This is a genomic window from Streptococcus halitosis, assembly GCF_003143695.2.
GTDB classification, from domain to species: domain Bacteria; phylum Bacillota; class Bacilli; order Lactobacillales; family Streptococcaceae; genus Streptococcus; species Streptococcus halitosis.
Window position 1 is genome coordinate 1,038,721 of sequence record NZ_QEMY02000001.1, and the last position, 14,494, is coordinate 1,053,214.

The 14,494-nt window shown below is 43.1% G+C and carries 13 protein-coding genes and 1 tRNA gene; 11 read left to right on the forward strand and 3 right to left on the reverse strand.

Going from position 1 to position 14,494, the window contains the following annotated elements; all coding sequences use genetic code 11:
- The first annotated feature begins 15 nt into the window (after window positions 1-15).
- The 11 genes from DB729_RS05150 (at window position 16) to DB729_RS05200 (ending at window position 12,494) form a co-directional block, all read left to right on the forward strand.
- Window positions 16-1,578 (forward strand): 2-isopropylmalate synthase, encoded by a 1,563-nt coding sequence (locus DB729_RS05150; protein WP_001233217.1) that lies wholly within the window; start codon window positions 16-18, stop codon window positions 1,576-1,578.
- 11 nt (window positions 1,579-1,589) lie between these two features.
- Complete coding sequence (leuB, locus tag DB729_RS05155; RefSeq protein WP_000162515.1) at window positions 1,590-2,627, forward strand: 3-isopropylmalate dehydrogenase; 1,038 nt, start codon at window positions 1,590-1,592, stop codon at window positions 2,625-2,627.
- Complete coding sequence (locus DB729_RS05160) at window positions 2,624-2,893, forward strand: DUF1294 domain-containing protein (protein ID WP_000700091.1); 270 nt, start codon at window positions 2,624-2,626, stop codon at window positions 2,891-2,893. The genes leuB and DB729_RS05160 overlap by 4 nt, the downstream gene beginning before the upstream one ends.
- A 3-nt stretch (window positions 2,894-2,896) precedes the next feature.
- Window positions 2,897-4,279 carry a 3-isopropylmalate dehydratase large subunit gene (leuC, locus tag DB729_RS05165; protein ID WP_000907564.1) on the forward strand — a complete coding sequence of 461 codons (1,383 nt, stop codon included), beginning with the start codon at window positions 2,897-2,899 and terminating at the stop codon, window positions 4,277-4,279.
- 9 nt (window positions 4,280-4,288) lie between these two features.
- The gene (leuD, locus tag DB729_RS05170; protein WP_000410638.1) at window positions 4,289-4,882 is read left to right on the forward strand and encodes a 3-isopropylmalate dehydratase small subunit; all 594 of its coding nucleotides are present in this window, start codon (window positions 4,289-4,291) and stop codon (window positions 4,880-4,882) included.
- Between the two features lie 26 nt (window positions 4,883-4,908).
- Window positions 4,909-5,688, forward strand: a complete 780-nt coding sequence (locus DB729_RS05175; RefSeq protein WP_049500019.1) for an L-threonylcarbamoyladenylate synthase — start codon at window positions 4,909-4,911, stop codon at window positions 5,686-5,688.
- 198 nt (window positions 5,689-5,886) lie between these two features.
- Window positions 5,887-6,873, forward strand: a complete 987-nt coding sequence (locus tag DB729_RS05180; RefSeq protein ID WP_109290083.1) for a GMP reductase — start codon at window positions 5,887-5,889, stop codon at window positions 6,871-6,873.
- Window positions 6,874-6,940: 67 nt separating this feature from the next.
- Window positions 6,941-7,012: transfer RNA gene (locus DB729_RS05185), tRNA-Arg, on the forward strand.
- A gap of 183 nt (window positions 7,013-7,195) precedes the next feature.
- The gene (gene rnc / locus DB729_RS05190) at window positions 7,196-7,894 is read left to right on the forward strand and encodes a ribonuclease III (protein WP_000661471.1); all 699 of its coding nucleotides are present in this window, start codon (window positions 7,196-7,198) and stop codon (window positions 7,892-7,894) included.
- Window positions 7,885-11,424: a chromosome segregation protein SMC gene (gene smc, locus DB729_RS05195; protein ID WP_109290082.1), complete on the forward strand. Its 3,540-nt coding sequence runs from the start codon at window positions 7,885-7,887 to the stop codon at window positions 11,422-11,424. The genes rnc and smc overlap by 10 nt, the downstream gene beginning before the upstream one ends.
- A 143-nt stretch (window positions 11,425-11,567) precedes the next feature.
- Window positions 11,568-12,494 (forward strand): bifunctional riboflavin kinase/FAD synthetase, encoded by a 927-nt coding sequence (locus DB729_RS05200; RefSeq protein WP_109290081.1) that lies wholly within the window; start codon window positions 11,568-11,570, stop codon window positions 12,492-12,494.
- Between the two features lie 83 nt (window positions 12,495-12,577).
- Here the strand turns inward: DB729_RS05200 and DB729_RS05205 are convergent, their stop codons facing one another.
- From DB729_RS05205 to DB729_RS09535, 3 genes are read right to left on the reverse strand one after another with little or no spacing between them, the layout of a single operon-like run.
- Window positions 12,578-13,393 (reverse strand): TIGR03943 family putative permease subunit, encoded by an 816-nt coding sequence (locus DB729_RS05205; RefSeq protein ID WP_109290080.1) that lies wholly within the window; start codon window positions 13,391-13,393, stop codon window positions 12,578-12,580.
- Entirely contained in the window at window positions 13,390-14,295 is a 906-nt protein-coding gene (locus DB729_RS05210; protein WP_109290079.1) for a permease, read from the reverse strand. The genes DB729_RS05205 and DB729_RS05210 overlap by 4 nt, the downstream gene beginning before the upstream one ends.
- Complete coding sequence (locus DB729_RS09535; RefSeq protein ID WP_109290078.1) at window positions 14,296-14,427, reverse strand: SPJ_0845 family protein; 132 nt, start codon at window positions 14,425-14,427, stop codon at window positions 14,296-14,298.
- Between the last annotated feature and the right edge of the window lie 67 nt (window positions 14,428-14,494).

The window sequence follows — 14,494 nt, forward strand, 5'->3', positions numbered from 1 at the left end:
AAAAGGGGAAATCTTATGCGTAAAGTTGAATTTTTTGATACAAGCCTTCGTGATGGGGAACAAACACCTGGTGTTAACTTCTCAATAAAGGAAAAAGTTTCCATTGCAAGACAGCTGGAGAAATGGGGAATTTCTGTAATTGAAGCTGGTTTTCCGGCTGCTAGTCCAGATTCATTTATAGCCGTTCAAAAAATTGCTAGAGCCATGAAAAAAACTGCAGTGACAGGATTAGCTCGTTCTGTAAAATCTGATATTGATGCTTGTTATGAGGCGCTTAAGGATGCCAAGTATCCTCAAATTCATGTCTTTATCGCTACCAGTCCGATTCACCGCAAGTATAAGCTCAATAAGAGCAAGGAAGAGATTTTAGAAGCTATCAAGGAACATGTTTCTTATGCTCGTTCTAAGTTTGAAATCGTCGAATTCTCTCCTGAAGATGCGACTAGAACAGAGTTGGATTTCCTATTACAAGTCGTTCAAACAGCGGTCGATGCAGGAGCATCTTATATCAATATCCCTGACACAGTTGGCTTTACGACTCCAGAAGAGTTTGCACGTATCTTTGATCACTTGACTGAAAATATTAAATCAGATCATAAAGTTGTCTTTGGTGTCCACTGTCACGATGATCTCGGTATGGCAACTGCAAATACTTTGACAGCAATTAAACATGGTGCTGGACGTGTCCAGGGAACTATTAATGGTATCGGTGAACGCGCAGGTAATGTTGCTCTTGAAGAAGTAGCTGTTGCTTTGAAGATTCGTGAGGATTTCTTCCAAGCAACTAGTGATATTGTTTTGGATGAAACAATGAATACGTCTGAAATGGTTTCTCGCTTCTCTGGTATTCCAGTTCCTAAAAACAAGGCTGTGGTTGGTGGTAATGCCTTCTCTCACGAGTCTGGTATTCACCAAGATGGAGTCCTTAAAAATCCTCTCACTTATGAAATCATCACACCTGAATTGGTCGGTGTCAAGAGCAATAGTCTTCCACTTGGTAAATTGTCAGGTCGCCATGCCTTTGTTGAAAAACTAAGAGAACTGGCCCTAGATTTTACAGAAGAGGATATCAAACCACTCTTCGCTAAGTTCAAGGCACTGGCAGATAAGAAACAAGAAATCACAGATGCAGATATTCGAGCTCTGGTAGCTGGAACCATGGTTGAAAATCCAGAAGGATTCCATTTTGATGATTTACAACTTCAAACTCATGCAGACAATGACATTGAAGCGCTTGTTAGTCTGGCTAATATGGATGGTGAAAAAGTCGAATTTAATGCGACAGGACAAGGTTCCGTTGAAGCAATCTTTAACGCTATCGATAAGTTCTTTAACCAATCTGTTCGCTTGGTGTCCTATACCATTGATGCTGTGACAGATGGAATTGATGCTCAAGCTCGTGTCTTGGTTACTGTTGAAAACAGAGATACAGAAACCATCTTTAACGCAGCAGGCCTCGATTTCGATGTATTGAAGGCTTCGGCTATTGCTTATATCAATGCTAATACCTTTGTTCAAAAAGAGAATGCAGGTGAGATGGGGCATAGCGTTTCCTACCGAGACATGCCTAGTGTGTAAAGGAGATGGCTATGACAAAGAAAATAGTAGCTCTAGCAGGGGATGGAATCGGTCCAGAAATTATGGAAGCTGGTTTAGCGGTTCTGGAAGCTCTAGCTTCAAAAACGGGCTCTGACTATGAGATAGATAGATGCCCCTTTGGAGGTGCAGGTATTGATGCTGCGGGGCATCCCTTACCTGATGAAACCCTCAAGGCATGTAGAGAAGCAGATGCTATTCTCCTTGCGGCTATCGGTAGTCCCCAGTATGATGGGGCGGCAATTCGCCCTGAACAAGGCTTGCTAGCTCTTCGTAAGGAACTCAATCTCTATGCCAATATTCGGCCTGTAAAAATCTTTGATAGTCTCAAGCATTTATCACCACTTAAACCAGAACGAATTGCTGGTGTAGACTTTGTCGTGGTGCGTGAGTTGACAGGTGGGATTTACTTTGGGGATCATATCCTTGAAGAGCGAAAAGCGCGTGATATCAACGACTACAGCTACGAAGAAGTAGAGCGGATTATTCGCAAGGCATTTGAAATTGCAAGAAATCGGAGAAAACTCGTTACTAGTATCGATAAGCAAAATGTTCTAGCAACATCAAAACTCTGGCGCAGAGTAGCTGAGGAAGTCGCGCAGGATTTCCCAGATGTGACCTTGGAAGACCAGTTGGTGGACTCAGCTGCCATGCTTATGATTACCAATCCTGGCAAGTTTGATGTCATCGTGACGGAAAATCTTTTTGGAGATATTCTATCTGATGAATCAAGCGTTCTATCAGGCACTCTTGGTGTTATGCCATCAGCCAGTCATTCTGAAAAGGGGCCAAGTCTTTATGAGCCTATTCACGGTTCGGCACCCGATATTGCAGGTCAAGGAATCGCTAATCCTATTTCCATGATATTATCTGTTGCCATGATGTTGAGAGATAGTTTTGGACTTTATGAGGATGCAGAGCGTATCGAATATGCTGTTGAAGCTAGTTTAGCGGCTGGTATTTTAACAAGAGATATAGGAGGACAGGCTTCAACCAAGGAAATGACAGAAGCCATCATTGAAAGATTATGAAGATAAATGAAGGAATCACGCTTGCTCTCTTGATTTGGAATTTGCTGATTTTCTTGATTTATGGCATTGACAAATCCAAGGCAAGAAGAGGTGCTTGGCGCGTACCAGAGAAAATCTTACTCATTTTAGCCCTTACTTGTGGTGGTTTTGGTGCCTGGTTGGCAGGAATCACCTTTCACCACAAGACTAGAAAATGGTATTTTAAAACAGTTTGGTTTCTCGGGATGGTGACCACACTAGTAGCCTTATATTTTATTTGGAGGTAATGGATGGCAGGAAAATCGATTTTTGATAAATTATGGGACCGTCATGTCATCACAGGAGAAGAAGGGCAGCCCCAACTCATGTATGTGGACCAGCACTATATTCATGAAGTGACTAGTCCCCAAGCTTTTCAAGGATTACGAGATGCAGGCCGCAGATTGAGACGACCAGACTTGACATTTGGAACCTTTGACCACAATGTACCAACGGTCAACATCTATGATATTCGAGATGTCATTTCCAAGGCTCAAATTGATAAGCTTGCTGAAAATGTTGAGGAGTTTGGGATTGAACATGCTGCCCACGGTTCTGAAAAGCAGGGAATCGTTCACATGGTAGGTCCAGAGACAGGACGGACACAACCAGGAAAATTCATCGTCTGTGGAGACAGCCACACAGCTACCCACGGAGCTTTCGGAGCTATCGCCTTTGGGATTGGGACCAGTGAGGTCGAGCATGTCTTTGCTACCCAGACACTCTGGCAAGTTAAACCCAAGAAAATGCTGGTAGAATTCACTGGTGTTCCTCAAAAAGGAGTTTATTCTAAGGATTACATTCTCGCCTTAATTGCCAAGTACGGCGTTGCCTGTGGTGTTGGCTATGTGGTTGAATATCGTGGAGAAGCCATTGATGCACTGAGCATGGAAGAGAGAATGACCATCTGCAATATGTCCATCGAGTTTGGCTCCAAGATGGGAATCATGAATCCAGACCAGACTACCTATGACTATCTCAAGGGACGGGAATGTGTTCCCGAAGCTTTCGAGGAGGCTGTTGCTGACTGGAAGACGCTTGTCAGCGATGACGATGCTGTTTATGATAAGGTTATCCGGATGGATGTCTCAGACTTGGCTCCTATGGTGACCTGGGGAACCAATCCTGCTATGGGCGTTGACTTTGACAGTAGCTTCCCAGAAATTAAGGATATGAACGATGAACGTGCTTATCATTACATGGACTTGGAGCCTGGTCAAAAGCCAGCGGATATTGAACTAGGTTATATCTTTATCGGGTCTTGTACCAATGCTCGACTCAGTGACTTACAGCTGGCTGCGCGATTTGTCAAAGGGAAGAAAATTGCTCCCAATCTAACAGCAATTGTAGTGCCAGGATCGCGTCCTGTCAAACGAGCTGCGGAGAAGTTGGGCTTGGATAAAGTATTCTTAGACGCTGGCTTTGAGTGGAGAGACCCAGGTTGCTCTATGTGCTTAGGGATGAATCCGGACAAGGTTCCTGATGGGGTTCACTGTGCCTCAACCAGCAACCGTAACTTTGAAGACAGACAGGGATTTGGCGCTAAGACCCATCTTTGCAGTCCAGCTATGGCAGCTGCGGCGGCTATCGCAGGGCGCTTCGTAGATGTTCGGCAAATGCCAGAGGCCCAGTAAGGAGAGGATATGGAGAAATTTACAGTTTATACAGGAACGACCGTTCCTCTCATGAATGATAACATCGACACTGACCAAATACTCCCCAAGCAGTTTCTCAAGTTAATTGATAAAAAAGGCTTTGGTAAGTACCTTATGTATGCTTGGCGTTATCTAGACGATAACTACACCGAGGATCCAGACTTTGTTTTTAACCGACCTGAATATCGTAAAGCCAGTATTCTCATCTCAGGGGATAACTTTGGGGCAGGTTCTTCGAGAGAACACGCAGCTTGGGCTCTAGCCGACTATGGTTTTAAGGTCGTGATTGCAGGTTCTTTTGGGGATATTCATTACAATAATGAACTCAATAATGGCATGCTGCCTATTGTCCAACCTAGGGAGGTTAGAGAGAAACTAGCCCAACTCAAACCGACCGACCAGGTAACTGTGGACTTGGAACAACAAAAAATCATCTCACCAGTCGGAGAATTCACTTTCGAAATTGATAGAGAATGGAAACACAAGCTTTTAAATGGTTTGGATGATATCGGAATTACTTTGCAGTATGAAGATTTGATTGCTGCCTATGAAAAACAACGACCAGCCTACTGGCAGGAATAGAAAAATAGAAAAGGAACTATAGAACTATGACAAAACACATTCAATGGAACGGGACACTTTCACAAGAAGGCTATGACATTTTAAAAGGTGAGGGAGGTTGCATCGTTTGCCCCACAAAAGTTGGTTACATCATCATGACGAGCGATAAGGCAGGTCTTGAACGCAAATTTGAAGCTAAAGAGCGTAACCGTAACAAACCAGGTGTTGTACTTTGTGGTAGCATGGACGAGCTACGCGCTTTAGCACAACTCAACCCAGAAATTGAAGTCTTCTACCAAAAACATTGGGACGAAGACATTCTTCTAGGTTGTATCCTTCCATGGAAACCAGAAGCTTTTGAAAAACTTAAAGCATACGGTGATGGTCGTGAAGAACTTATGACTGACGTTCGTGGTACTAGCTGTTTTGTCATCAAGTTTGGTAAAGCTGGTGAACAGTTGGCTGCCAAACTTTGGGAAGAAGGTAAAATGGTCTACGCCTCATCAGCTAACCCATCTGGTAAAGGAAACCGCGGTAAGGTGGAAGGTATCGGAGAACGTATCGAAGGAGCAGTGGACCTTGTCATCGAAGCAGACGACTATGTGGCATCCATCCAACCCGATAAAACGATTGAAACGCGCTACGAGCAAGGTGTGATGGTATCTATGGTCGATAAAGACGGAAAACTCATCCCAGAACAAGGAGGAGACCGTTCAATCTCACCAGCTCCAGTTGTTATCCGCAAAGGGCTTGACATTGATAAAATCATGATGCATTTGTCAGATACCTTTAACTCATGGGACTACCGTCAAGGTGAGTATTATTAAGATTGAAGAAGAGGAGAGAATTTAATCTCTCCTCTTTCTCTCTCAATTTTACAAGCAAAAACCGAACAATATAATTTGATTATTAAAAATATTTGACAAAAACTGTACTTTGGTTTATAATTAATTAAGGAAACGTCGGAAAAGGCGTAGAGATGCGCAAGCATAGGTAGGTCATTACAAAAGAAACGAGACATCGATATGTTAAATGAATTTCCAATTTTTGATTACGAAGATATTCAGTTGATCCCAAATAAATGTGTCATTAAAAGCCGTGCAGAAGCAGACACGAGTGTCACACTTGGAAATCACACTTTCAAACTACCTGTTGTGCCAGCAAATATGCAGACGATTTTGGATGAGAACGTAGCAGAGCAACTGGCTAAAGGTGGCTACTTCTACATTATGCATCGTTTTGATGAGGCTGGGCGCATTCCTTTTATCAAACGCATTCACGATCAAGGCCTTATTGCATCCATCTCTGTCGGTGTCAAGGATTACGAGTATGACTTTGTTAGCCAACTCAAGGCTGATGCTCCTGAGTATATCACGATTGACATTGCTCATGGTCATGCAGATAGCGTGATTTCTATGATTCAACACATCAAGAAAGAATTGCCAGATACTTTTGTCATTGCTGGGAATGTTGGAACACCAGAAGCTGTTCGTGAATTGGAAAATGCTGGTGCGGATGCAACAAAGGTTGGAATCGGTCCTGGTAAGGTTTGTATTACCAAGGTCAAGACAGGTTTTGGTACAGGTGGCTGGCAGTTGGCTGCCCTACGTTGGTGTGCCAAGGCTGCGCGTAAACCGATCATCGCTGATGGTGGGATTCGTACTCATGGTGATATTGCTAAGTCTATCCGTTTCGGTGCTAGCATGGTCATGATTGGTTCCCTTTTTGCAGGACATATCGAAAGCCCAGGAAAGACGATTGAAGTCGATGGCGAACAGTTCAAAGAATACTATGGTTCAGCTTCTCAATATCAAAAAGGAGCCTATAAAAATGTGGAAGGTAAGCGCATCTTACTGCCTGCTAAAGGGCATTTGCAAGACACCCTTACTGAGATGGAGCAGGACTTGCAAAGTGCTATTTCCTACGCAGGTGGACGCAAGGTTGCGGACCTCAAACACGTTGATTATGTGATCGTGAAAAACTCTATCTGGAACGGGGATGCATCCCACTAATGGACGCTTAGTCCACCCATAAAAAACTTGTTATTAGAGCAAATTTCTGTTATAATAAGACAAGTTTCCACCCTTAGTGTAATGGATATCACGTAAGATTCCGGTTCTTGAGATGGGGGTTCGATTCCCTCAGGGTGGATGTAAAAAGTCTAAGAAAGCCTTACATAAGGCTTTTTTCTTTATCACGCCCCAAGTTTTCCCCTAAAAATAAAAAGTTTGTTCTAAAAAATGTTCAAATCCCCTTCACTCCCGTTTTAAAGTGACTCAGGGGGCTTTTTTTGTTATAATAAAAGAGACTGTTATCAGTTAGAAAGAGGTTGGTATGAAAGAATTACAAACTGTACTAAAGAAGCGTTTTGCAATCGAATTTGCAGACAAAAACTTACTGGAAACGGCCTTTACTCATACGAGTTATGCCAATGAGCACCGCCTCTTAAAAATTTCACACAATGAGCGCTTGGAATTTTTAGGAGACGCTGTTCTGCAATTATTGATTTCAGAATATCTTTATAAAAAATATCCTAAGAAACCAGAGGGAGATTTGTCTAAACTCCGTGCTATGATTGTCCGTGAGGAGAGTTTGGCTGGTTTTGCGCGTGATTGCCAGTTTGATCAGTTTATCAAGCTAGGAAAAGGGGAAGAAAAGTCTGGTGGTCGCAATCGTGACACTATTCTTGGAGATGCTTTTGAAGCCTTTCTGGGTGCTTTGCTTTTAGACAAGGATGTTGCTAGAGTAAAAGAGTTTATCTATCAGGTCATGATTCCCAAGGTTGAAGCAGGTGACTTTGAAATGATTAAGGATTACAAGACACATCTGCAAGAGTTGCTCCAGGTCAATGGAGATGTAGATATTCGCTACCAGGTTATCTCTGAGACAGGGCCTGCTCATGATAAGGTTTTTAATGTAGAAGTTCTGGTTGAAGGCAAGAGTATCGGAAAAGGTCAAGGCCGTTCTAAAAAATTGGCAGAACAAGAGGCCGCCAAAAATGCAGTTGAGAAAGGGCTGGATTCATGTATTTAAAGGAGATTGAGATTCAGGGATTCAAGTCCTTTGCTGACAAGACCAAGGTCGTCTTTGACCAAGGTGTGACAGCTGTCGTTGGGCCCAATGGTTCTGGGAAATCAAACATCACAGAAAGTCTGCGATGGGCCTTGGGAGAGTCCAGTGTCAAGAGTCTTCGTGGTGGCAAGATGCCAGACGTTATCTTTGCTGGGACTGAAAGTCGTAAACCGCTCAATTATGCCTCTGTTATCGTGACCTTGGACAATGAAGATGGCTTTATCAAGGATGCGGGGCAAGTTATTAAGGTAGAACGCCATATCTATCGTAGTGGTGATAGCGAGTATCGGATTGATGGCAAAAAAGTTCGCTTGCGTGATGTGCACGACCTTTTCTTGGATACAGGTTTGGGACGGGATTCATTCTCTATCATTTCTCAAGGGAAGGTTGAGGAAATTTTTAACTCCAAGCCCGAAGAACGCCGAGCTATTTTTGAAGAAGCTGCTGGGGTTTTAAAATACAAGACTCGTCGAAAAGAAACAGAAAGCAAACTGCAACAAACTCAAGACAATCTCGACCGCTTAGAAGACATTATCTTCGAGTTGGATAATCAAATCAAGCCCCTTGCAAAACAAGCTGAAAATGCTCGTAAGTTTCTTAACTTGGATGGTCAACGCAAGGCGATTTACTTGGATGTACTGGTTGCTCAAATCAAGGAAAACAAGGCTGAACTAGAGCTAACAGAAGAAGAGCTAACGCAGGTTCAGGAACTTTTGACTAGCTATTACCAAAAGCGTGAAGAGTTAGAAGAGGAAAATCAAACTCTTAAAAAGAAACGCCAAGATCTCCAAGCTGAAATGGCTAAAGACCAAGGAAGTTTGATGGATTTGACTAGTTTGATCAGTGACTTAGAGCGAAAACTAGCCCTATCCAAACTGGAATCTGAGCAAGTAGCCCTCAATCAACAAGAGGCACAAACCCGTTTGGCGACTTTGGAAGATAAGAGAAAGGTTTTAAGTAAGGAAAAGGCTGAAAAAGAAGCGAACTTGGAACAGTTAGAGAAAAGTCTAGCTGAAAACAACAAGGAACTCAATCGCCTAGAAGCAGAGTTGTTGGCATTTTCAGATGATCCTGACCAAATGATTGAACTCTTGCGTGAACGTTTTGTGGCGCTTTTACAAGAAGAAGCGGATGTCTCCAACCAACTGACCCGCATCGAGAATGAGTTGGAAAACAGCCGTCAGCTGTCTCAAAAACAAGCTGATCAACTTGAGAAACTGAAAGAACAACTGGCTACAGCTAAAGAAAAGGCCAGTCAACAGCAGGCTGAGCTTGAAACTGCCAAGGAGCAGGTTCAGAAATTATTGGCTGACTACCAAGCTAGTGCCAAGGAGCAAGAGGAGCAGAAAGTTTCTTTCCAAGCCCAGCAGAGCCAACTCTTTGACCGTCTGGACAGTCTCAAAAATAAGCAGGCTCGAGCCCAGAGCTTAGAGAATATCCTTAGAAATCATAGTAATTTTTATGCGGGTGTTAAGAGTGTTCTCCAAGAAAAAGACCGTCTTGGTGGGATCATTGGTGCAGTCAGTGAACATTTGACCTTTGAAGTGCATTATCAAACTGCTTTGGAGATTGCGCTTGGAGCTAGCAGTCAGCATATCATTGTAGAAGATGAAAACGCGGCAACAAAGGCGATTGATTTCCTAAAACGTAACAGAGCTGGTCGTGCAACCTTTCTTCCATTGACGACTATCAAGGCGCGTACGATTTCTAGTCAGAACCAAGATGCTATCGCTGCAAGTCCAGGATTTCTGGGAATGGCAGATGAGTTGGTGTCGTTTGATAAGAGACTAGAAGCCATTTTTAAGAACTTGCTTGCTACGACGGCTATCTTTGACACAGTAGAACACGCGCGTACGGCAGCTCGTCAAGTTCGCTATCAGGTTCGTGTGGTGACGCTTGATGGGACAGAGTTGCGTACAGGTGGTTCCTACGCGGGGGGTGCCAATCGTCAAAACAACAGTATTTTCATCAAGCCAGAGCTGGAGCAATTACAAAAAGAAATTGCTGAGGAAGAAGCTAACTTGCGGTCAGAAGAAGCGAGTTTGAAGACCTTGCAAGATGAGATGGCGGTATTGACTGAAAGATTAGAAGCTATCAAATCTCAGGGTGAGCAAGCTCGTATTCAGGAGCAAGGCTTGTATCTTGCTTATCAACAAACCAATCAGCAGGTCGAAGAACTGGAAACGCTTTGGAAACTTCAAGAAGAGGAATTAAATCGCCTATCTGAAGGAGATTGGCAAGCGGATAAGGAAAAATGCCAAGAGCGCCTTGCCACCATTGCCGGTGAAAAACAAAATCTGGAAGCTGAGATTGAAGAGATTAAGTCTAACAAAAACGCTATTCAAGAACGTTATCAAAACTTGCAGGAACAGATTTCTCAAGCGCGCTTGCTTAAGTCCGAACTGCAAGGACAGAAGCGGTACGAAGTGACTGATATTGAACGCTTAGATAAGGAATTGGATAACCTCAATCTCGAACAAGAGGAAATCCAGCGCCTTCTCCAAGAAAAGGTTGATAATCTTGAGAAAGTGGATACGGATTTGCTCAGCCAGCAGGTGGAAGAGGCCAAAACTCAGAAAACAAACCTCCAACAAGGTTTGATACGCAAGCAGTTTGAGTTGGATGATATCGAAGGCCAGCTGGATGACATTGCCAGCCATTTGGATCAAGCTCGTCAGCAGAATGAAGAGTGGATTCGTAAGCAAACACGTGCTGAAGCCAAGAAGGAAAAGGTCAGCGAACGCTTGCGCTATCTACAAGCTCAATTAACAGACCAGTACCAGATCAGTTACACAGAGGCGCTAGAAAAGGCTCATGAACTGGAAAATCTCACTCTGGCGGAGCAAGAGGTTAAAGATCTTGAGAAGGCTATTCGCTCACTCGGTCCAGTCAATTTGGATGCTATTGAACAGTACGAAGAAGTCCACAATCGTTTGGATTTCCTAAATAGCCAACGAGATGATATTTTGTCTGCGAAAAACCTGCTCCTTGAGACCATCACAGAGATGAATGATGAGGTTAAGGAACGCTTTAAATCAACCTTTGAGGCGATTCGTGAGTCCTTTAAAGTGACCTTTAGACAGATGTTTGGTGGAGGTCAGGCAGACTTGATATTAACTGAGGGCGATCTTTTAACAGCTGGTGTGGAGATTTCTGTTCAACCTCCAGGTAAGAAAATCCAATCTCTCAACCTCATGAGTGGTGGGGAAAAAGCCCTATCGGCTCTGGCCTTGTTGTTCTCTATCATTCGAGTTAAGACCATTCCTTTTGTTATCTTGGACGAGGTAGAGGCGGCGCTGGACGAAGCCAATGTCAAACGTTTTGGGGATTATCTCAACCGCTTTGACAAGGATAGCCAGTTTATCGTCGTAACCCACCGTAAGGGAACGATGGCGGCAGCGGACTCTATCTATGGAGTTACCATGCAAGAATCAGGTGTGTCTAAGATTGTTTCGGTTAAGTTAAAAGATTTAGAAGAAACAGTAGACTAGTTACTAAATGATAGCATCTCTTAGGAGGTGCTATTTTTTAAAACTCATAGCTTGAATTGTCTATCAAGGTCAGTTCAGACGCAAAAAACGACATTTGGGATTTCCTCTTAGCGAAAAGACTTTCTCTATGATATAATAGTTTCATGATTACAACAGTACCTATTAAGAACGAAAAAGATATTGCAGTACCAGGTAATACAGTCCTTGTACTAGGTTATTTTGATGGCATCCACAAGGGACATCAGAAACTTTTTGAAGTGGCCAGTAAGGCTTCTATGAAGGACTATCTGCCAGTTGTCGTGATGACCTTTACAGAGTCGCCAAAACTTGCCTTACAACCTTACCAACCTGAGCTCATGCTTCACATCGTTAATCACGAGGAACGAGAGCACAAGATGAAGTGGCACGGAGTAGAGGCTCTTTTCTTACTTGACTTCAGTAGCAAATTTGCTAGTTTAACGGGTCAAGAATTCTTTGATACTTATGTTAGAGCTTTAAAACCAGCGATTATCGTAGCAGGATTTGATTACACCTTTGGCTCAGATAAGAAAACTGCGGATGACCTGAAGGACTATTTTGATGGAGAAATCATTATTGTTCCTCCAGTTGAGGATGAGAAGGGCAAGATTAGTTCCACACGAATTCGTCAAGCTATTCTTGATGGAGATGTCAAGGAAGTCAAGCATCTGCTCGGCACACCGCTCCCAACCCGTGGAATGGTCGTTCATGGAAATGCTCGTGGGCGTACTATCGGTTATCCAACAGCCAATCTGGTCCTAAGAGATCGAACTTATATGCCAGCAGACGGTGTTTACGTAGTCGATGTAGAAGTACAACGTCAGAGATATCGTGGCATGGCAAGTGTTGGAAAAAATGTTACTTTCGATGGAGAAGAGCCGCGTTTTGAAGTCAATATTTTTGATTTTTCAGATGATATTTATGGTGAGACAGTCATGGTCTACTGGCTAGACCGTGTCCGCGATATGGTTAAATTTGACTCCATCGACGAGCTCGTAGACCAACTCCAGAAAGACGAAGAAATTGCTCGGAACTGGAAGGATGGAGAGTGAGAGTTTGCTATCAATTCGAAAGAGTAGATAGAATGAAATTCATATAATGGACAAAAAAAGTAGCCTTGTCAGGCTACTTTTTATTAAAATACGCGATAGACATAAGGATTTTCTGGTTTGTCTACTTTTGTGAAACTCTCAACTTCCAGTGTTGGGAGTTTTTGTTTGAGTTCTTTATGGTATTGGAGGGTCAGGGTTCCTCTAGCGGTGATCCAAGCATTATCAGGATACTGGCGTGAGTTTCCCTTAGTTAGGAGTCCATATACACCAGAGTCTGCGATACAGTGGATGATCCCAAAGCGAAAGAGGAATTGGCTATCTGGATGGCTAGGATCGTTATAAACAAAGCCTGTAAACTCGATTTTCTTTCCTTCAAACTCTTGAGGATAGTCATAGAGAACTTCCATGACCTCCATATAGTTTTCATCTGTAACCTGAATGGTTGGCTGGGCGAGGTATTTATCAGCTGTAGCCCTCATTTCCTTTTCATAAGCAGATTTGGAAAAATAGGTGCTGGTATCGGGTTTGAGGTATTGACTGGATGTTCCTTCGCTTGCCTGAATGGCTGTGTTGATTCCCTCAGCAAGTGGGAAATGATATCCTTTGGCAGATACGGTTCTCGAGTCCAAACTTACTGTCGGAAAGGCAACTCCAATCAAGAGAGGTAGTGACAGTAAAAGGATGCTGATTCGTCTAGCCCGACGACTTTCCAAATGGCTGTGAGAGTTGATTTTCTTTATCCAGATATAGAATTGGACCAGAGCCAACAGAAGAGAAAGGACCATAGAGATATAGACTAGATAGGAATAGTGGAGGTTGATGTAGTGACTGAGCTTGCCAGATAGCTGCAGATAAAGGGTCAGAGCAAAATAACCTAGTAGAATGATAAATCGGATCATAGCATCACCCCCATCATGTAAGAATAAAGCAAAACAAGCACTGTCACGATGCCCATGAATTGCCAGATGAAGCGTGCTTTTAGATAGTGTTTCATCATGAGGAGATTTTTGATATCAAGCATGGGGCCAATGACCAGAAAAGCAAGGACTGGCGCTAGGCCGAAGCTCGAGAGGAGAGAAGCACCGATAAAGGCGTCCGCCTCGCTACAAAGAGAGAGGAGAAAGGCTAGAAACATGAGCAAGAGAATCGCAAGGACTGGACTTGCGCTGATAGAGGTCAAGATCCGAGTCGGGACATAGACCTGCACGATAGCCGCAAAGAGACAGCCAAAGACCAAGTAACGCCCCATATCGAAAAACTCATCAATAGCTTGTATAAAGACCTGAAACACTTTTCTAGAGAGACTCAAGTGTGAAAAGTCATGTTCATGACAAGTGATAGGATTCTCTTTTTGAATGGGTTCCTTCCAGAAAAATCCTAGGAAAATCCCCAGAATCAAAGCAATCACAATAGCTCCCAGAGCTCGCAAGAAGGCAAGTTTTATTGAATTGCCAAAGGCAGAATATGTAGCGAAAAGAACGATAGGATTGATGATGGGAGCAGTCACCAGAAAAGGAACCGCTGTGTAGCTGGGCACTTTCTTTTCCAGAAAACGATTGATAATCGGAACGATTCCACATTCGCAAGAAGGAAAGAGAAAGCCAATGAAGGTACCAAAAAAGATCCTCCCCCAACGATTGCGAGGAAGAAACTCATAAACTTTATCAGGTGTGATATAGACCTCAATCCAGCCTGAAATGAGACTCCCAATTAGAACAAAAGGAAGGGCTTCAATCATGATGGAGAGAAAGATTGCCCCCGCTTGTAATACACTAGGAGGAAGAGATTGGAAAACAGTCATCTATTTTTTCTTCTCAACTTTTTCTTTTTTGTCTTTGTCATCTGGGAAAGTGATTTGTGTTAAGTCAGGAAGTTTGGCGAATTCTTCAAACATCTTATCCAAGTCGTCGGTTTTTGTAAATTTAACAGCCATGGGCCTACCTCTTTTCTACATTCTACCTCTATTATACTATTATTTTGTGGAAATGGGATTATTTTGA